This is a genomic window from Pedobacter caeni, from assembly GCF_900129215.1.
In the GTDB taxonomy this organism is placed as follows: Bacteria; Bacteroidota; Bacteroidia; order Sphingobacteriales; family Sphingobacteriaceae; genus Pedobacter; species Pedobacter caeni.
This window is the reverse complement of record NZ_FQUQ01000009.1, coordinates 130387-149603: the sequence shown is the minus strand read 5'-3', so window position 1 is coordinate 149603 and position 19217 is coordinate 130387. Positions and strand designations below refer to the sequence as shown.

The window sequence follows — 19217 nt, the reverse complement described above, 5'->3', positions numbered from 1 at the left end:
TTTAAAAGAACAAGCTTAAGCTGCTTTTTTCTTTGATTTATTTTCTGAGTAAAATGCAAATCCTAAACCTGCAAGCAACAAGATTGAACCTGCAAGGGAGATTTTCTCACCCATATAGTAGGATACCGGTTCGAATTTAAACTCTACTTTATGGTTTCCTGCTTCCAACTGAGCTGCACGCAATACGTAATCCGCTCTGAAATAAGGTTTTTGAACACCATCTACATACATGTTCCAACCTTTGTCGTAATAGATCTCAGAGAACACCGCAATGATGTCTCTTGGAGCGCTGTAAGAGTACACCAGGTGATCCGGGTGATAGCTATCCAGTTTAATCGTTGCTGATGGATCTGCACCTACGCGTTTGGTATCAATTAAAGATTTATAGCGGATGTCTACGATTGCTTCTTTTTTAGGATCAAAACTGCTGATCGCTTTCATTTCCTCATCCGCATCTTTTGCGAATTGTACATTCTGAACGATCCATGCATGTCCTGCTGCAGTTTGGTTACGCTGCATTTTATAAGAACCATTTTGCGGATCCTGTGTGATCAGGTATTTGGTATTCAACATATCCAATACATCCTGATTGATGCTTTTCGAGAATTGGTTATCGATCAGTTCCTGATAACGTTTCAACTTAGCAGCATGGTAACCACCTACTGTTTTATGGAACTGAGAAGCGCTCGCATCCTGGAAAGTAGAGATACTTAAATCCAGCACTCTGAAATCAGGGTCTTTATCAGCAAGGATAAAGGTATCCACATCACGTGGCTGGAAATGGTTTTTCAGATCACTTTTGCTGGCAAAATTGCTGTTGTTTAGATAACGGCGATCTACCTGCCACATATCAACCATAACCGCAAGTCCAAGCAGAATTACTGCAGTCTGAACGTTTAATTTTTTAGTTAAGAAAGCCCAAACCAGGCCATAACCAATTGCAACGAACAATAAAGAGCGCAACGCATCTGCACGGGCAATGCTTACACGGTCTTCAATCAATCCATTGATGATGTTCTGTGCCACTCCGGCGTTGTTTTGCAACATCTGAGTCAAGGCCTGAAGCATTTGAGGGTGATTTTCAGCCCTGAAGCTAAAGAATAAGGTAGGCATGATGGCTACCAATAAACAGAAACCACCGGTAATTCCACCCGCGATTGTTAATTTTTTAACTAGCGTCTTTTGATCATAAGTTCCTTCCTGAGCTTCTTTAATGGCAAGGATCGCAAGAACCGGAACCATCAGTCCAACTAAGGCAAGGATCGATTCTACCGCCCTGAACTTATTGTACATTGGGAAGTATTCGAAGAAAAGATCCGAAATCAAAGGGAAGTTTCTACCGAAAGACAGCAGCATAAACAAAATGGTTGTACTTAAGATCCACCATTTGAACCTGCTTCTTACGATTAAGAGACCAAATACGAAAAGGAAGCAGATAATCGCTCCGAAGTAGTATGGTCCTGAGGTACCCGGTTTCTCGCCCCAGTACTGTTGGAAACCAATCTGACCAGCCAACTGTTGAATGGCCTGAGTTGGATCACCACCTGTTACACTCTGTAATGCTTTAAAAGTATGACTTTCTGGTTTCACCATTTCGTCAATGCTTGTAGGGCCTCCATAAAGGTTTGGAATAAGGAAAGTGAAACTTTCGCCTACCCCCTGGCTCCAGCCATAAGCATATTCTTTTGACAAACCGTTTTTCTCTTCGGCTTTATCTGTTGTTAAGTTTGATTTACCGCGGTTAGACTCCTTACCATATTCGTAAGTTGTCCATAGTTTTCCGGCGTTCACCATAAAAGCCAGGACCAAAGCGACTGCCAGGAAGCTGATTGCTTTCCCAAATGAGGCTGTTTTCTTTTCTTTTACTGCATGATATACTTCGATCCCGATAAAAATCAGGAGGGCAATCATCAGATAATAGGTCATCTGAATGTGGTTCGCCCTGATCTCTAAAGCCAGGAATAAAGCCGTTAAACTTCCTCCCAACCAGTATTTACCCCTGAGGGTGAGGATTACCCCTGCAATGATCGGCGCACAGAAAGCAATGGCCAGCGCCTTATTGCTATGCCCTGCGGCAATGATGATAAAGTTATAGGAAGTAAAAGCGAAAGCTATTGCTCCTGCCGCTGCCAGCCAGGGATTAACCCGGAGTACACAAAAGAGCAGGTAAGCTCCAACAAGGTACAAAAGAACTGCATCTACAGGATCCGGAAAGATCGCTTTTACGAAAGAGATGACATACGTTGCTCCATTAAGCGGGTGTTGAACCCAAATCTGATAAGCGGGCATACCTCCAAACATCTGGTTAGTCCAAAGAGGCCCTTTGCCATCTTTAGCCTTGTAATCCATAATTTCTTTGGCTGTGGCCTTTGCCTGGATAACGTCACTTTGCGAAGGTGCTTTTCCTTGCAATACGGGACTGAAATAGACAAAACAGATGATAACAAAAAATCCAATGATGGCCAGGTGTATGCCATTCGCTTTTAACCAATTATTCATTAAGGTTTGTTTAAGATTAAACTAACCCCAAAAATATAAAATTGATACAGATTAGGAAGTAAATTTATCGATAAGAATAAAATACCTTTATTTTACCTCCTCATAGTCTACGAAATCACCCAGTTTATCCGTTCTCCCACCCTTAGGTTGTGGAGGCATATAATCGATAGAAATAGCACCTTCCGGTCTGCTATTGCGTTGTCTCGCCTGGTTTTCAGCCTGTTGCTGAACCTTGCTAAACATGTTTTTCAGTACCATCGGAAATACCAGACGGAAAATAATCCGGATGATATAGAGTACTAAAAAAGCGATAAAAAGAAATTTTAAAAATCCCATTTTTGTTAATTTAATGTTTACAAATATAGACGGAATTAGATTTTCATTATTACAAACCCCTTCTGATTATTGCATTTTGATTACATACCTCGTATTAATCTTCTACAATTTCGGCCACACGACCTACCTGTCCATCTTCCAGACGCACTTTAATTCCTCTGGAATGGTATGCAGAAGAAGTGAGCAAATTGGCTACAATGCCTCGTGTTAGCTGACCACTTCTCTGGTCTTTTTTCAGGATGATGTCTACTTCCAATCCCGGGTAAATGTCTTTTCTATTCTTTCCGTCCATCTTATTTACTAAATCTTTCTTCAAATACTTTTTCCATGGCAAACATCTCATCACGCAACCTGGCGGCCATGAGGAAATCCATTTCTTTTGCCGCTTTTGCCATGTCTTTGCGGGTTTTGTCAATTGATTTCTGCATTTCCGGTTTGGTCATAAACTGAACGATCGGATCAGCAGCCATACTGATTTCATCTACCTCAACATAAGCCTTAGCCCTTGCAGCGTTTCCTGAGAAATCCAATACGGAGGTTTGCTCCAATATCGCCTCTCTGCTTTTACCCACGGTTTTAGGCGTAATGCCATGTTCCAGGTTATATTCGATCTGTTTCTCCCTGCGCCTGTTCGTTTCGGAAATGGTCCGGGCCATAGAATCCGTAATGTTGTCTGCATACATGATCACTCTTCCCCTGTCGTTACGCGCTGCCCTTCCGATGGTCTGGATCAGGGCACGGTCTGAACGAAGGAAACCTTCTTTATCTGCATCCAGGATTGCCACAAGTGAAACTTCCGGTAAATCCAGTCCTTCTCTTAACAAGTTGATCCCGATCAGCACATCAAATTCTCCCAGACGGAGTCCGCGTAAGATTTCTACCCGCTCCAGGGTCTTCACCTCTGAGTGAATGTAACGACATTTTATATTTAGGCGGTCCATGTACTTGGCCAGTTCCTCCGCCATTCTTTTGGTCAGGGTAGTGACCAGGACGCGGTCGCCCATTTTAATGGTTTTATCGATCTGCTCCAGCAAATCATCCACCTGATTAACTGCGGGTCTGATTTCAATCAGCGGATCAAGTAGCCCTGTCGGACGGATCACCTGTTCAATCACCACACCTTCGGTTTTCTGCAATTCGTAATCCGCCGGAGTCGCACTTACATAAATCGTTTGTGGAGCAAGGCTTTCAAATTCGTCGAAGTTTAAAGGGCGGTTGTCCAATGCCGAAGGCAATCGGAAACCATATTCTACCAATGACATTTTACGGGACCTGTCTCCTCCATACATCGCACGGATCTGAGGTACAGTTACGTGGCTCTCATCAATCACCATCAGGTAATCATCCGGGAAATAATCCAGCAAACAGAAAGGACGCATTCCTGGTGAACGGCCATCAAAGAAGCGGGAATAATTCTCAATTCCTGAGCAATAGCCTAGCTCTTTCATCATTTCGATATCAAAGTTGACCCTTTCTTCCAGTCTTTTGGCCTCCAATACATGGCGATCACCAATCAATTGATTTTTGCGGATCTCCAGCTCTTCCTGAATTCCCCAGATGGAAGAGGTAAAACGGTCTTTTGGCGTCACAAACAGGTTGGCCGGATAAATGGCCATATCTTCCAGTTTTTCCAGTGTTTTCCCTGTAACAGGATCAATTACACTCAATTCTTCGATGTCATCGCCAAAGAAGGAAATGCGGTAGGCATTGTCCAGGTAAGCAGGAAAAATATCTACAGTATCTCCTTTTACGCGGAATGTTCCACGCTTAAATTCATTCGTAGTCCGGGCATATAAAATCTCTACCAGGCTATGTAAAAAGCTATTTCTTGAAATTCTCGTTCCTACTGCAAAACGGAAAACTGATCTGGAAAAATCCTCCGGGTTTCCCATACCATAGATACAGGAAATAGAAGAAACGACGATCACATCCCTGCGTCCGGACATCAAAGCAGAAGTAGTCCGCAGCCTCAGCTTCTCGATTTCCTCGTTGATGCTCAGGTCTTTTTCTATATAGGTATTGGTGCTGGGCATAAATGCCTCAGGCTGATAATAATCATAATAGGAAACGAAATAATTGATCGCATTTTCAGGAAAAAACTGTTTAAACTCTCCGTAAAGCTGCGCAGCTAGTGTTTTATTATGACTCAGAATTAACGTAGGCTTCTGAGTTTGCTGAATCACATTGGCTATGGTAAAAGTTTTACCGGAACCGGTTACCCCGAGCAATGTCTGATAATTCTCTTCGTTGTTTACCCCATCTACCAGTTGCTTGATGGCACTGGGCTGGTCTCCTGTTGGCTTATAGTCTGATACAAGTTGAAATTTCATCTGTAGATTTTCTATTTATCGCTCACGCTCGGTTCGTAAAGATCAAAGATAAGCAATTATTTATGCGGATTATTCTTTCAATGTATAGCTTGTCTTTCTCCACAATAAAAAACTCCCCTGAACGGGGAGTGTCCAGAGGAGGGCATTAGGGGGGGTATTATGATCTTTTTGCAGCAATTTCTGCTGAAAACTCTTTTTTATGTCTTCTGTCCCCAATCGGGACAGAAAGATCATTATCTTATATTTTGTGGGATTCCCGATTTCATAATGATCTGATCAGGAATAGGCAATGCATATTTCGGATCATTTGGTAGTAAAACATATTCCTTACCTCCTGCAGTCCGTTTTAAGGTGACCTGAAATTCAGATTCTTTATTCAGTCGTTTTAAATCCATCCAACGCGTTCCTCTCAATACCAGTTCTTTTCTTCTTTCCTGAAGGATTAACCGCAGCGCATCAGCCGGATCAGTAGCTGTTAGCGGAACAAAACCATTGATTCGTTTTCCCAGCAGTGTATTCAGGTCCTTCATTGCATCGCTTACCTTGTTTCCTCTTGCAGCACATTCTGCCCGATTCAGGTACATTTCGTCAGTCGCCACTCCCGTGAAGTAGGCATAGCTCCCATCATAGCTTCCTTTAAAACCCATTGATCCATCTCTGTTTTCTTCAAAGAAAACGGTCTTTCTGTAATCATTATCAGCATACAGATCGTATAGAGACTGATCAATCACAGGAGTAAAAGAAGTCTCCATGGTAAAGAACATGATGAGTTCCGGATTCGTGATTCCAGGCAAAGGATAAAAATCAGTATCGTCCAGGGCTGCATAATCAATCAGTTTATCATTCAGCTGCAGCGCAGCATCGGCATATTTGCCTGCATTCGGGTAATCCCGCATGGCCAGATACACCCTGGATAAATAGGCATAAGCTGCTCCTTTTGAAGGGCGGATCGGGTGATCCGGATGCGCTGGTAATAAATCTGCGGCCTGTTTCAGATCATTCAGAACCTGTGCATAGGTTTCCTGAACATTCGGTCTTGTTGTTTTCGCATTAAAATCCGAAGTCATCCTTAACGGGATACCGGGATCAGTATTTGCAGAAGCCGCATCATAGGCCTTAGCCCAGATTAAAGCAGCCTCGAAAAAGGCCCTTCCACGGAACAACAGCGCTGAACCTTTAACATTATTCCATTTTGATTCATTAAAGGAGGCCTTAGTGATTTTCTCTACTCCCTCCAGAGCAACGTTGGCATTATAAACTTGGGTATAAACAGAACCCCAGTCGTTAACCCTCACTTCTGAGAAGCTCTTATCTTGCCAGGTATACATATTACGCTGATCAACATCAAGTTTGTTGTAAGCATCATTACCAAGTGAATAATCATCCGAGCTGATCAATCCGGCAGAAGTTGAGGCGAGGTTCATTTCAAAATTACCGTCCAAAAGGCTTTGAAAATCTTCCAGTGTTTTTGGCACCATTAGTTTTTGATCCGGCTTCTCATCCAGAAATTTCTTACAGGAAGCAAGAGTACTAAAGGCAAACAGTAAGAGGATATATAAATTAATATTTTTTTTCATCATGTTCTTTATTAAGAATTAGAAATCTGCTTTTAGTCCAAAGGAGAAACTCGCCTTCGGGTTGAACTCATTGTTATACTCAGGATCAATACCGAACTTGTTTGCTCTCCATAAAATCCCAAGGTTATTTGCATTGGCAAAAAACTGAACCTGCTGAACAGGTAATTTTGACCATTCGCTCTTTTTCAAATTATAAGCAAGATTCACAAACTGCAGGCGGATGTGATCCGCTTTGCTGATCAGCACTTCCGAGCTATTGTAAAATCTATTTCTATCGATATTATTTGGATACACAAATGAGGGAACATCAGTATGTTTTTCATCACCCGGCTGTTGCCAGCGATTGGCATAATCTGAATGCCCCCCTTTAGCCTCAAAGGCAACCAATCTATTATAGTCTACTGATCCTCTTCTAAAATAATGACCCATTTTATAGGTGATGTTTACCGTTACTGACAGTTCTTTCCAGCTTAGGGTATTCATGAAATTACCGAAAACTGTAGGTACTGCAGAACCCGAAAATACCATATCAGAGATCTTGCTGTTTACTCCTGTAAATTCCTTATAATTTTTTGAGGGCTGGCCATTCAAATACCCTTGCGGATCACCGGTAAGCGGATCCAGTCCGGCCCATTTATAAGATACAAGTGCAAAAACAGGCTGCCCAACCAAAGGCAGAGGAGCGAGTTGCAGACCATCGCTGATATAGTCAGTTCCACTGGTACTTCTCAATAAGTATTTAGTGACCTTACTCGTATTATAGCTGAAATTAAGATGTTGTGACCATTTAAATTTCCGGTCAATCAGCTTGGCGTTCAAATCCAGATCAACCCCATTCCCTTCCATATTAGCTACATTTCTAAGAATTCTGGGTACTCCTGTAGTGGTATAATCCATATCGTCCAGACCAAAAAGATCCAATCCTTTTTTATGGTAATACTCAATGCTTCCGGAAAGCACATTGTTAATCAATCCAAAGTCAGCACCGATATTGAACATTTTTACTCTTTCCCAGCGAAGTTCCTGATTGGGAAGCTGACTGATCACAGACTGTGGATAACCCGTATAAAAAGCCGCACCTGCGCTTTGTAGAGTAAGAACAGCTGTTCTTCTACTGTCCAGATTTCCACTGGCACCATAGGTGGTCCTCAGTTTTAAATAAGGCAAAAATTCCAGGTTGTAAAATGACTCTTCAGAGATGTTCCAGGAAGCCCCTGCAGACCAGAGTGGAACGCCTTTCTCGTTGATTTTCACACCAAAGAGGTTAGACATATCCTTACGTAAACTACCCGAAAGGGTATATTTATTTTTATAGGTATAGGAAGCATTTCCAAATAAAGAAACATAATTGTTTAGCAGTCCATCCGCCCTCAGTCCTTCTTTTATAAAGTCTGCATCTCCGGAAATAAAATTCGGAAAGGGACTCACATAATCAACTTTTCCGGCTCTCAGCGTTTCTTCGTCATAGCCATATGTAAGGCGGCCGTCCAATGTGGTAGAAATCTGCCTTACTTCTGTTCCTGCCAATGCGGCAATCTGATGGTCGCCAATTGTTTTGTTATAATTTAACTGCAAACGGCCGTTCTGAGAAATCATGCTGTTTACTTCATTATTTCTGACAGCCCCATAAGGAATATTATAGCTCAGCGTGCCTGTCTTGCGGTTCAGTTTTGAATAGCTATTGATCAGGTCACGGGTCTCAAAACTATTGAGGGCCTGTAACAGGTTTGTTTTCCTTTGTTGATTCTCATATTGATACTTCAGATCCACATTTAAGTCTTTAGTGACCTCATAGTTCAGGCCTACGTTTGCCATGATACTCTGGAGGTTTACTTTGGTTACTTTATGCTGATCATTGTCGAGCGGATAATATTTCCAGTCCAGCAGTTTTCCCATTCCGGCAGTATCTGTATACGTTTTTCTATACACATTAAATGGAACCGCATTGCCCTGATCATCTGCCAGACGGGTATAAGGATAGATTTTTCTTCCATCAAGGGAATTCATGTTATATCCAGGCCTCCCTGAAGTGGTCTGGCTGTTTGTATAATAAAGTGAGGTGCTGATCTGTAATTTATCGATCGGCCTGAAAGTATTCACTGCGCGGAGGTTAATGCGGTTGTATTTTTCTGAACGTACCGAAAGGTTTCTGTCGTAACCTCCGGAGATCATATAGGTCATCTTTTCTGCTCCGCCTTGAAAATTCAGCGCATATTGCTGGTTTACCTCCGTATTGTATAGGTATTTAGAAATTTCATTTCTAACATCAATCCCTCTTAAAGCATCAATTCCGGCCTTCGCCTCTGCATTGCTGATCTTTTTATCTCTTGCTGCGATGAGCAATTCCAAAACTTCCGATAGCTCGGGTTTTCTCTTATCACCCTCCCGCACTTTATAGGCCCCTGCGGCGAACAGCTTTTGTTCCACATCAATAAAATCACTGGTACTCATCTGCTTCAAATCAAACAGATTAGGTTTCCCTGTAATCGTTACGTTAGAGTTGAACTGAATTTTGAGCGGTTGATTGAACCTTCCTTTTTTCGTTACAATGACGATCACTCCGTTAGCAGCTCTGGCTCCCCAGATAGACGAGGCCGCAGCATCTTTCAGCACACTTACACTTTCGATATCATTAGGATTGATGTTATCAATATCTCCCTCAAAGGGGAAATTATCCATCACAATCAATGGCGCCATTAAGCCGTTGATTGTACTTAAGCCACGGACAGTCAGTTTGGCCCTGTTCTCCTTTTTATCAAAAGAGACACTGTTTGTAACTCCATCTAAACGGTTCAGGATATTCCCTCCTACCTGTTTATTCAGCATTGCATTATCCACCAGTGTAAAAGAACCTGTTGCTCTTTCTTTGGGAATTTGCTGATAACCTGTGTTGACCATCACACTAACCTCTTCCAATTCTCCGGCCCGAACCTGAAGCTGGATGGAAGGATTTGATTTCAGTTCGGCAACACTGATTTCTCTGGTTTGATATCCGATATAAAACACCTGTAAAATGGCATTTTCGGCTATATTGCTCAGCTGAAACGCTCCTTTTTCGTTGGTTAATACCATATGCTCGCTTCCTTTGATCCTGACAGTGGCTTTAGGAAGGCCCTGTCCTGTTTCATCAAGAACCCGGCCTTTGACATCCACAGCATTGATGTAAGCCAACACTTTATCCACAATGGATTTCTCCTTAATGCGGATCACAATGCTTTTATCTTCTATTGCATAAGATAAATTTTGCTTTTGCAGGCATAATTCCATGACCTCAGCCAAGGTGGAATTCTTAAAGTTAACATCTATACGTTTTGCAGCGTCCATGCCTTTATCTGCATAAAACACCTGATAGCCGGTCTGTTTCGAGATTTCTCTAAAAATTTGTTCCAGGCTAATCTGTTTTTTGCTCAGCGTTAATTTCTGTGCAAAACCAGCAGCACTTACCTGTAACAAGCTGAAGGTCATTATAATTACAATTAATTTCACAATTAATAGGAATTTGGGTGGCAGCCAGGAGCATAGCATGCCTAGGTTAAAAGCTTTTAATTTCATAGTTTTGGTTTAGTTGGGTTAATGCCCGGAATGGGTGCGATCTTATTTCTCCCGGTATAAAAACCGGAAGGGGTTAACTCAATCTTTTAGCCGGATAGTGTTCGTAGCATTATCCGGCTTTTTTATTGGAGTCACCTTAGGAGTGGTGGATGTTAACGTAAATGTCTATTCATTCTTGAGTTGGTTGGTTTATATGATTGTTTTATTTCGAGACGATGATCTTTTTTCCCTGGATCTTAAAGCTTACTTCTCCGGTGAGTTCCAGTCTGCGCAACACCTTGTTTACATTGTCGTACCGGGATACAATTCCACTGAAAGTTTCTTGTCTTGGGGCGGCTTGTTCGTATACAACCGTGACATCATACCAGCGGGAAACTCTCCGCATGATCTCTTCCAGACTTTCATTTTTAAACATAAAAATGCCGTTCTTCCAGTCTGTATTTTTGTCTATATCCGCATTTTGCACACTCAGCCCTGTTGGTTTCAATAGCGATTCCTGTCCCGGGTGCAGCATCATCACCGCTCCGGTTTTTAAAGAAGAGACGCTTATCGATCCTTCCAGGAGGGTAGTTTTGGTATAGCCTTCATCCAGATAGGCATTGATATTAAAATGTGTACCAAGGACCTCCACCCGCTGTTTATCTGTGGTCACCACAAAAGGGGTCTTGAGTTTAGCTACTTCAAAATAGGCCTCACCGCTCAGTTGTACATTACGCTCATTTAGTCCGGAAAAAGTGGTAGGGAATTTTAAAGATGAGGCCGAGTTAAGCCATACTTTAGTCCCGTCCGGCAGGCTCAGCATATATTGCCCGCCCCGGGGTGTACTCATGGTATTCAGACTGCTTTTTACAAGGCTGGCATCACTGATCTGGTAGAGCAGCTGTCCTTCTGCGGTCTTAGAGATCTTTACCCCTGATACTTCTGTGAGCTTACCCCGATGAGCACTATGCAAGTCGATCACACTTCCATCTGCCAGGGTTAAAATGGCTTTATTACCACCCACAGAGATTTCTGCAGCAGCTTGTTCCCTCTGTTGTTCCGGCCCTTTAGATTTGAAATAATAAAGGCCGGTACAGAGGGTAAGAAAGAGCACCGCAGCGGCAGACCAACTGCGGTAGTCCCATCCCCTGACAGGTTTATACCCGGGGGCGGCTAGCTCTTTGTATTCGAAGATATACTGAAGCAGTTCAGATTCCTGGTTTGCGCTCAGCTGTTTTTCATCGGTAGATGTACTTATAGCGTCGTCGAGCAGGTCACTCAATTCCATATTATTTGCAGGATCATCTACCAGTACATAAAATTCTGCCAGCTCCCGATCAGAGCATTTATCATTTAAATACTGGTTTAGCAAATAAGGAAGTTTCTGATTCATATATTTTATGGAAACGGTTTATTCATCTCTTCACCTTCTTTAGCAACCGTTTCCTATATACATAGACACCTAAAACAAGAGGTCGGGGGAGTCAAACAGAAAATATTTTTAAAAACATTCGAAAAAGAGCCTTAAGGCAAGATCAGGGCTATAATCACCATTGGGATTCCCATCTTCTTAAAGTAAACACGGATCCCGCGGAGGGCTCCTTTCATATGGGAATGCACGGTAGAGGGCGCAATATTTAATCGCAGGGCAGCCTGTTCGTAAGTAAGCCCTTCTTTATGGCACAATCTATATACCTCTTGTTGCTGGGCGGGGAGTCTTTCTATGGCTTTCTGTACTAAAGACACTGTATCTTTATACTCCAGGGCATGTTCGGTAGAATGGTCGGGAAAGTTTTCATCTGCTCCGAAATCAGTAACCAGAACTTTATGTTTGGCAATGTTCCGCAAGGCATTTAAAGACAGGTTCCTGGTCATTCTATTGAGGTAAGCCTGATAATTTTCAACTTTATCAAGGTTAGCCCTGTTGAGCCATAGGTTGAGAAAAACATCCTGAATGATCTCTTCTGCCAATACCTGAGACCGGGTAAGCTTCAGGGCAAAAGCATACAACACGGGATACCTGGCTTCAAATACCTGGCTAAAAGCGTGTCGGTTCCCACTGATAATTTCTTTCCACAGTTCCGGCTCTTCGTATATCGGCTTAATTGACAGAAATTATCCTCCCTGCTAAAACAATTTGAAATTTCATATGTATATTTACTGTGAGATCCAAAGATAAATTTTATATACTAAATTATATACTATGAAGCTTCTGGTTTATAGCCCCCTGATCACTCCGCGCATTAAATATATCTTTAATTTCATCTTTAAGGATATATTGAGGGTAGATCTGGACTTTAGCCAGAACTTATCCGAATTTATCACTGCAGACCGGCCGAAGCTTTGTTATGGAAAACAAGCGATATCCGGGGCTTTATTTTTCAAAGGCAGTGGTTTACTGACAGATCAGAAGATCAGCCCCCAACGCATTGGAATTACCACCTTTGGCGATCAGAAAGTCCCTTTTCCGGTAACGGGAAGCCTTTTGCCTTTTGATATCTTCGCCGCATCTTTCTATTTTCTGACCAGATATGAAGAATACCTTCCTTTTGACGATCGGAAAGGCCCTAATTACCATGCTTCGTTAAGCCTGCAACATAAACTGGGGCTGCTTCAGGTTCCGGTGATTGATGAATGGGCGTTGATTTTGAAGAACATCCTACTCAAAAACTTTCCTTCCCTCCTCTTTGGAAAGAAAGATTTCAGCTTTCGGCCAGCCTACTCTCCCAGACCTAAGTCCAGGTCGGAGGATAGCAAGCTAAAGAAAGCTTTACATTTCATGAACGCTTTATTAAAAGCAAAGCTCCAGGGAAAACATTATGAGCAGCAAATCAAGGGAATTCATAGCCTGATGCTGGAGATGAATAAAAAGGGCATCTCTGATAAGCCTGAATTTTTGCTTCCAGACCCGCAGCGGAGTAGCAATTGGGAGGAACGCCTCAGGATTCCGAAAAGCTATCTCCGCCTAACCACAAAAAATATCAATCAGGATTACAGCATGTATTATCCCGATACTCCGGGTTTCAGGGCAGGTACCTGCAGTCCGTTTTATTGGTATGACCTGCAGATCGAGGCACAGTCGCAATTAAAAATTTACCCAATCGCACTGACAGATAAGTCATTACGATCTGATAAACGTTCAAAAGACCTGCTGTTACAATTGAATGAGCTAATGGACCATGTGAAACTGGTGAATGGAAGTTTTTACAGTCTTTGGCATGATCAGGCCATTGCTCTTGCCTAATCTTTTATCTTTACACCCTTCTAGACCTTTACACGATGATATTTAACCTTGACAAAACGACTTCCATTGCCAATGTTTTTCTTGCCGAACTCCGCGATGAGCACATCCAGAAAGACGCCATGCGCTTCCGAAAAAATATGGAACGCCTGGGCGAATTCTTCGCTTACGAGATCAGCAAGACGCTTGAGTTCGAACGAAAAGAGACACAAACCCCTTTAGGCGTAGCAAAGACTGCTTTTTTAACACAGCAACCCGTGCTGGCAACAATATTAAGGGCAGGAATTCCGTTACATCAGGGATTGTTAAATGTTTTTGATCAGGCAGAATCTACCTTCATTACCGCCTACAGAAAAAACCATAAAAACGGGAATTTTGTAATTCAGGTGGAGTATATCTCTACTCCCGACCTGACAGATAAAATTGTGATCATGGCCGATCCCATGCTGGCCACCGGAATGAGCATGGTGCTATGTTGTAAAGAACTTTTAAACCGTTATCAGATCAAGGAATTGCACATTGTTGCGGCAATTGCCAGTACCGAAGGGGTAAATCATGTGCGGGCTAATTTACCTAAAGCAAAATTATGGCTTGGGGCAATCGATGAGGAGATGACCAGCAAATCTTACATTGTTCCCGGTCTGGGTGACGCTGGGGATCTTGCATATGGGGTAAAACAATAATATTAAAAAATGACTACAGAGAAGAGACCCGTTATCAAGCTCCAACTTTCCTTTTTCGACAAGATAATCGAAGCTTTTACCCTTTTATTGCTATTGGCCACCTGGATTTATGTATTTATACTCTATTCCAGACTCCCTGATTCCATTCCTACCCATTTCAGTATTAATGGAAAACCCAATGCCTTCGGACATAAGTCTGATCTTTATCAACTATTGACCGTATTGACTTCTCTTTATATTTTGCTGAGCATAGCAGCCCGGTTTCCACAATACTTCAGTTACCTGAAACCGGTTACACCTGAAAGTGCGAAAAAGCAATATACCCTTGCCACTAGGATACTTCGGTACCTGAAAGTATTGATTGTTCTTATCTTTGCGGCATTCGTGTTCATTACCACAAGGTATTGACACCAGCATAACCCCCTGAATAATGATTAAACATATCTTTTTTGATTTAGACCATACCATCTGGGATTTTGACAGAAATGCAGAAGAAACCCTGACAGAATTATACCATCAATATCAGCTGGAATCACTTGGACTACGTTCATCACGTGAGTTTATTGATACCTATACAGAAAACAACCAGATCCTCTGGGCAGAATATCATTTAGGAAAAATTACGAAAGAAACGTTAAGATCTGAACGTTTTAGTAAAACTTTTATCCAGTTAGGCATACACCCGGCTCATGTTCCGTCTCAATTTGAAGACGATTATGTGCGCATCACCCCCACAAGAACCAATTTATTTGAAGGTTCAGAAAAAGTATTGACTTACCTGCAAAAAAAATATACTTTGCATATCATTTCCAACGGATTCAAAGAAAGTACACTTACAAAAATGGATAAATCAGGCTTGAATCCCTTTTTTTCAAATGTGATCATTTCGGAAGATGTAGGCGTTAATAAGCCCGACAAAGCCATTTTTGAGTATGCATTGCAAAAGGCTTCCGCGCTAAAAAAAGAAAGCATTATGATTGGGGATAGCCTGGAAGCCGACATCCGCGGTGCTCAGGATTATGGGATGAAGGCGATTTATTTCAACCCGCTGAACAAAGAAAAACCGGAAGATGTGTTATGGCAAATCACACATCTGGAAGAATTGCTGAATCATTTCTAAAGGCGATATATTTTGGTATGGGATTCGCATTCCTGAAAGACACACAAATAAAAAACCTTATGAAAAAATTAGTTTTACTGTTTGCCGTTTTGCTGCAGACATCCTTCATCTTCGGGCAGAGCCGGAGTACCTCTGAAGTATTTGTCGAAATTCCGGACCGGGGGAATTATGTGGTTTATCTGGACGACGATTTTGCCGGATCAGCTAAAGGCCGCTTCCGGTTTTATGATGTATACAGGAATTCTCCTACACTGGTAGTGATGAAAGATAGCATGGAAGTATTCCGCAAACGGGTTAATGTTGCTCCAAATACCCGTATGATCCTCAGCTATTCCAGAAGATCAGGATTGCGCAATGTGCTTACCCTTCCGATATTTGACCGTGGACAGTATGCACTGGACAACTGGGACAGAAGTTTTGCAAACAATAACCAGGGGCCCGACTATGAATACAATGAGGCCATGACCGATGAGGAGTTTAACGATGCAATCGGAATTATTAAAAATGAAGCGTTTCCAAAGAACAAGCTGGCACTGGCAAAAACGACCTTAAAAAACTCAAGGATCACCACCAATCAGCTGCTCACTTTATTGAAAGTCTTTCCCTTTGACGAAGAGAAAATAGATCTGGCACATTTTGCATATCCTTATGTAGTAGATCGTAAAAACTATATCAAGGTTCCTAAGGCACTGATGTCGCTATTTGCCCAGGAAGACATGATCAACTGGATCAATAAACAATAATATTTATCATCGATGAGCGCTGCCAAAGACTATAAAAAGATTCAGGATATTACAGGCAGCTATCGAAGCCGTCTGGCCCAAACCGATGAAGGGACTTTCTTACTGAGTCCTCCTATGGGAGGTTGGTCGTACAGTGAAGTTTACTTTCACATCTTCGATGCAAGCATTCTTTCCCTCACTGAAATGACCAATACCATTTCCGGAAAAGGAGAAAGAAAGCCAACTGCCTTTACCGTAAAACTGATTTTATTCTTTGGCAGCCTGCCACCCGGAAAATATAAAGCGCCTAAAAAGCTGGCCGTCCGGTTGAAGAAAATCAGTAAGACAGAAGCTTTGGAATTAATGGATGAGTTTCTTTTGCAACTGGACATTGCCTGTAAACAGATCGAAAATGCAGATAAAGCACTTAAAACGCCTCATCCTAAACTCGGTTATTTAAATGCTTTTCAGTGGTTAAGATTTATTGAAATCCATTTGAACCACCATTTGCAACAATTACGTAGGATTGAACGGAGCTACAGAAGATAACCCAACAAATTTTACATCTTTGTCTTTCTGTTATCTTTAAAAAAGAGAATAAAAATATACGCTTATGAAAAGGATCCTTTATATCAGTTGCGTTGTACTGGCACTTTCTGCTTGTAATTCCAGTCCAAAGCAAACACAATCGGTAATTACCCCAACTCCTGCAGGTCTTCCTTCGGCTTCGACACCGGTGGCTGCCACTGGAGAAAAACCAGCTAATAATCCTGCTCATGGGCAACCATATCACGATTGTGCGCTTCCGGTAGGAGCTCCTTTGAATGCGAAAAACAATACACCTGCAGCTCCGGGTACACCAGTTGCTGTACCGGCTACCCCTGTTGCAACTCAGGCTACACCTGTTTCAGTAACAACCAGCCCCGCAACAACCCCGACTTCAGTTCCTAAAAATCAAAAAGAGGTAAGGCTTAACCCTGCACATGGACAACCAGGACATAGCTGTGCGATTGCAGTTGGTGCACCTTTAACTTAAAAATAAGTAAGGCTAAACAAGAATGAAAATCCCAAGTATTCCTGGTTTTGATCAGGGGGCGTTAGAGAAATATGCTAAAAATGCCGGCTGGTTAATGATCGCCAGAGTGGGCAGTCTTGGAATAAAGATTCTGATTGGCATTTATGTCAGCAATTACCTGGGGGCAACCCAATTCGGTATATATAATTATCCATTGGCATTTGCGACTTTTTTTATCGCCGCAGCAGCATTGGGTCTGGATGGCTTTGTGACAAGAGAATTGTTACGCTTTCCTGAAAAAAAAAATCAGCTTCTGGGAACAGCATTCGTCCTCAAATTGATCGGGGGATTGGCCATCCTTCCACTTATTTACTTCGCTTATCAGCTTCTTAATGGGATAAAACCGATAGAAGCTTCTTTTTCCTATGTGCTGATTGTCAGCTTTACGGGGGTATTCCAGTCGTTTAACATTATTGACAGTTATTTTCAGTCCAGGGCACAGGGTAAATTTATCATGAGCGTTCAGGTGCTGGGAAATTTAGTTTCAGCCGCCTTTAAGCTGGCACTCATGTTATGCGGAATGAACCTGACCTGGTTTATATTTGCGCTGCTCCTGGATGTTATTTTACTTGCTGTTGGGTATATATATGTTTATCAAAAAAACGGTTCGTCTATTTTTCAGTGGAAATATGAAAGTGGCATTGCTAAGTTTTTATTGAAAAACTCCTGGCCAATGGCCTTTTCTGCAATTCTGGTTTCTATTTACATGAAAATAGATGCATTGATGATTCAAAGTTATCTGGGCTCTAAAGAACAGGGGATTTACTCGAGTGTCGTACAGTTGTCGGAGTCCTGGTATTTTATACCTGTAGCCATAGTTACCGCTGTTTTCCCTGCCATCATGAATGCAAAAAGAGATGATCCGGAAAGATATCAAAAGAGAATGCAGAACATGTATGACCTGATGGTTTGGATCAGTCTCAGCATTGCGATTTTCATGACATTTGCCTCTCCCCTGATTTATCACCAGTTCTATACTCCGGAATACTGGAAAGCTTCGCATGTTTTATCAATACACATCTGGGCAGGTATATTTACCTTTCTGGGCACTGCAAGCGGACAGTTTCTCATCGCCGAAGGTCATACCAAACTATCGATGGTCCGGACTGGAATCGGTGCGCTGATCAATATCGTTTTAAACATATACTGGATTCCCGCATACGGCATCACCGGTGCTGCTGTGGCCACACTGATCGCCTATTTGTGCTCTAATTTTATGATTCTGCTCGTCCCTAAAACGCGGCCGCAAGGCATTATGATGCTCAAATCCTTATTCCTGATTACCCTTGTGCAGAAGATCAAAAACAGGCCAGGTTCCCCTAAACCTTAAAGGGATCATCATTGCAATCAATAATTATACTGATATATTAGCTTTTTGCGTTTAACATTTTAACTTTGACTATTAAAGCTCATGGCAACCACCATATCAGCAGGCTTCTGGCCATTGCTGACAAATTAACAATATAACCATTACAGATGTCCTTAAGAAAGGTAGTAAGATCAATCGTATTAAAACCAATAAACATGCTGGACCTTATTCAGTTAAAGTCCAAAATAAAGAATTCATCTGCGCCTTTGAACATCATCATTGGCTCTGAGAAAACTGCTTATCCCAACTGGCTGCCTACAAACATAGAAAGCTTAAACTTGTTGGAAAAAAGCTCTTTTCAAAACCTTTTCGGCGAAAAGAAAGCGGCAAAATTCCTTGCAGAACATGTATTTGAGCACATCAGCTATGCCAATGCACTAATCGCTTTAAAAAACTGTTTCCAGTTTATGGAAAAAGGGGGTAGCATCAGAATTGCCGTGCCCGATGGTTTTCATCCCAACAAGGATTATATCGATATGGTAAAACCCGGAGGACATGGTGAAGGTGCCGACGATCATAAACTACTATACGACTATCATCAGTTATCGAAAGTGCTGGAAGATGCCGGTTTCAGAGTTCAGCTTCTGGAATACTATGATGAGCAACAACAGTTTCATTTTACAGACTGGAAAAGTGAAGATGGCCATATCCTGAGGTCCAGAAGGTTCGACAAAAGGTTTAATGAGCCTTTAGGTTATTCTTCTCTCATCATTGATGGCATAAAAGACTAATAG

Annotated in this window: 17 protein-coding genes; 9 read left to right on the top strand and 8 right to left on the bottom strand. The window is 42.0% G+C overall.

Features of this window, described 5'->3' with window-relative positions; translation table 11 throughout:
- Positions 1 to 15: 15 nt before the first annotated feature.
- From BUC20_RS32620 to BUC20_RS32585, 8 genes are all read right to left on the bottom strand, one after another.
- The gene (locus BUC20_RS32620) at positions 16 to 2499 is read right to left on the bottom strand and encodes a glycosyltransferase family protein (RefSeq protein ID WP_073238801.1); all 2484 of its coding nucleotides are present in this window, start codon (positions 2497 to 2499) and stop codon (positions 16 to 18) included.
- A gap of 87 nt (positions 2500 to 2586) precedes the next feature.
- Entirely contained in the window at positions 2587 to 2835 is a 249-nt protein-coding gene (locus BUC20_RS32615; RefSeq protein WP_073238798.1) for a DUF4834 family protein, read from the bottom strand.
- Between the two features lie 94 nt (positions 2836 to 2929).
- Entirely contained in the window at positions 2930 to 3127 is a 198-nt protein-coding gene (locus tag BUC20_RS32610; protein ID WP_073238795.1) for a YwbE family protein, read from the bottom strand.
- A 1-nt stretch (position 3128) separates the two neighbouring features.
- Positions 3129 to 5165 (bottom strand): excinuclease ABC subunit UvrB, encoded by a 2037-nt coding sequence (gene uvrB / locus BUC20_RS32605; RefSeq protein ID WP_073238792.1) that lies wholly within the window; start codon positions 5163 to 5165, stop codon positions 3129 to 3131.
- A gap of 233 nt (positions 5166 to 5398) precedes the next feature.
- Positions 5399 to 6745, bottom strand: a complete 1347-nt coding sequence (locus BUC20_RS32600; RefSeq protein WP_084529494.1) for a RagB/SusD family nutrient uptake outer membrane protein — start codon at positions 6743 to 6745, stop codon at positions 5399 to 5401.
- A gap of 15 nt (positions 6746 to 6760) precedes the next feature.
- The gene (locus BUC20_RS32595; protein ID WP_073238789.1) at positions 6761 to 10207 is read right to left on the bottom strand and encodes a SusC/RagA family TonB-linked outer membrane protein; all 3447 of its coding nucleotides are present in this window, start codon (positions 10205 to 10207) and stop codon (positions 6761 to 6763) included.
- A 289-nt stretch (positions 10208 to 10496) separates the two neighbouring features.
- Positions 10497 to 11666, bottom strand: a complete 1170-nt coding sequence (locus BUC20_RS32590; protein ID WP_073238786.1) for a FecR family protein — start codon at positions 11664 to 11666, stop codon at positions 10497 to 10499.
- Positions 11667 to 11797: 131 nt separating this feature from the next.
- Positions 11798 to 12337 (bottom strand): RNA polymerase sigma factor, encoded by a 540-nt coding sequence (locus tag BUC20_RS32585; protein ID WP_262497456.1) that lies wholly within the window; start codon positions 12335 to 12337, stop codon positions 11798 to 11800.
- 139 nt (positions 12338 to 12476) lie between these two features.
- Here BUC20_RS32585 and BUC20_RS32580 point away from each other — a divergent pair, with 139 nt between their 5' ends.
- The 9 genes from BUC20_RS32580 to BUC20_RS32540 all read left to right on the top strand — a co-directional run bounded on the left by BUC20_RS32580 (position 12477) and on the right by BUC20_RS32540 (position 19214).
- A complete protein-coding gene (locus tag BUC20_RS32580) occupies positions 12477 to 13517 on the top strand; it encodes a DUF7033 domain-containing protein (RefSeq protein WP_073238780.1) in 1041 nt (346 codons plus the stop codon).
- A 35-nt stretch (positions 13518 to 13552) separates the two neighbouring features.
- On the top strand, positions 13553 to 14197 hold the full coding sequence (gene upp / locus BUC20_RS32575; protein WP_073238777.1) for a uracil phosphoribosyltransferase: 645 nt from the start codon (positions 13553 to 13555) through the stop codon (positions 14195 to 14197).
- 9 nt (positions 14198 to 14206) lie between these two features.
- Positions 14207 to 14605: a DUF1648 domain-containing protein gene (locus BUC20_RS32570; protein ID WP_073238774.1), complete on the top strand. Its 399-nt coding sequence runs from the start codon at positions 14207 to 14209 to the stop codon at positions 14603 to 14605.
- Between the two features lie 22 nt (positions 14606 to 14627).
- Positions 14628 to 15317 (top strand): YjjG family noncanonical pyrimidine nucleotidase, encoded by a 690-nt coding sequence (locus BUC20_RS32565; RefSeq protein WP_073238771.1) that lies wholly within the window; start codon positions 14628 to 14630, stop codon positions 15315 to 15317.
- Between the two features lie 59 nt (positions 15318 to 15376).
- Complete coding sequence (locus tag BUC20_RS32560; protein WP_159441186.1) at positions 15377 to 16060, top strand: proline and serine-rich protein 1 family protein; 684 nt, start codon at positions 15377 to 15379, stop codon at positions 16058 to 16060.
- Between the two features lie 12 nt (positions 16061 to 16072).
- Positions 16073 to 16588, top strand: a complete 516-nt coding sequence (locus tag BUC20_RS32555; RefSeq protein WP_073238765.1) for a DinB family protein — start codon at positions 16073 to 16075, stop codon at positions 16586 to 16588.
- A 64-nt stretch (positions 16589 to 16652) separates the two neighbouring features.
- Positions 16653 to 17075, top strand: coding sequence for a hypothetical protein (locus BUC20_RS32550; RefSeq protein WP_073238762.1), 423 nt, complete (start codon positions 16653 to 16655; stop codon positions 17073 to 17075).
- A gap of 22 nt (positions 17076 to 17097) precedes the next feature.
- Positions 17098 to 18444 carry a flippase gene (locus BUC20_RS32545; protein WP_073238759.1) on the top strand — a complete coding sequence of 449 codons (1347 nt, stop codon included), beginning with the start codon at positions 17098 to 17100 and terminating at the stop codon, positions 18442 to 18444.
- Positions 18445 to 18638: 194 nt separating this feature from the next.
- Positions 18639 to 19214: a class I SAM-dependent methyltransferase gene (locus BUC20_RS32540; protein WP_073238756.1), complete on the top strand. Its 576-nt coding sequence runs from the start codon at positions 18639 to 18641 to the stop codon at positions 19212 to 19214.
- Positions 19215 to 19217 lie beyond the last annotated feature (3 nt).

Coding starts and splice junctions, on each gene's coding strand:
- BUC20_RS32620 (WP_073238801.1), bottom strand. CDS start 2,499: ATGAATAATTGGTTAAAAGCGAATGGCATACACCTGGCCATCATTGGA.
- BUC20_RS32615 (WP_073238798.1), bottom strand. CDS start 2,835: ATGGGATTTTTAAAATTTCTTTTTATCGCTTTTTTAGTACTCTATATC.
- BUC20_RS32610 (WP_073238795.1), bottom strand. CDS start 3,127: ATGGACGGAAAGAATAGAAAAGACATTTACCCGGGATTGGAAGTAGAC.
- uvrB (WP_073238792.1), bottom strand. CDS start 5,165: ATGAAATTTCAACTTGTATCAGACTATAAGCCAACAGGAGACCAGCCC.
- BUC20_RS32600 (WP_084529494.1), bottom strand. CDS start 6,745: ATGATGAAAAAAAATATTAATTTATATATCCTCTTACTGTTTGCCTTT.
- BUC20_RS32595 (WP_073238789.1), bottom strand. CDS start 10,207: ATGACCTTCAGCTTGTTACAGGTAAGTGCTGCTGGTTTTGCACAGAAA.
- BUC20_RS32590 (WP_073238786.1), bottom strand. CDS start 11,666: ATGAATCAGAAACTTCCTTATTTGCTAAACCAGTATTTAAATGATAAA.
- BUC20_RS32580 (WP_073238780.1), top strand. CDS start 12,477: ATGAAGCTTCTGGTTTATAGCCCCCTGATCACTCCGCGCATTAAATAT.
- upp (WP_073238777.1), top strand. CDS start 13,553: ATGATATTTAACCTTGACAAAACGACTTCCATTGCCAATGTTTTTCTT.
- BUC20_RS32570 (WP_073238774.1), top strand. CDS start 14,207: ATGACTACAGAGAAGAGACCCGTTATCAAGCTCCAACTTTCCTTTTTC.
- BUC20_RS32565 (WP_073238771.1), top strand. CDS start 14,628: ATGATTAAACATATCTTTTTTGATTTAGACCATACCATCTGGGATTTT.
- BUC20_RS32560 (WP_159441186.1), top strand. CDS start 15,377: ATGAAAAAATTAGTTTTACTGTTTGCCGTTTTGCTGCAGACATCCTTC.
- BUC20_RS32555 (WP_073238765.1), top strand. CDS start 16,073: ATGAGCGCTGCCAAAGACTATAAAAAGATTCAGGATATTACAGGCAGC.
- BUC20_RS32550 (WP_073238762.1), top strand. CDS start 16,653: ATGAAAAGGATCCTTTATATCAGTTGCGTTGTACTGGCACTTTCTGCT.
- BUC20_RS32545 (WP_073238759.1), top strand. CDS start 17,098: ATGAAAATCCCAAGTATTCCTGGTTTTGATCAGGGGGCGTTAGAGAAA.
- BUC20_RS32540 (WP_073238756.1), top strand. CDS start 18,639: ATGCTGGACCTTATTCAGTTAAAGTCCAAAATAAAGAATTCATCTGCG.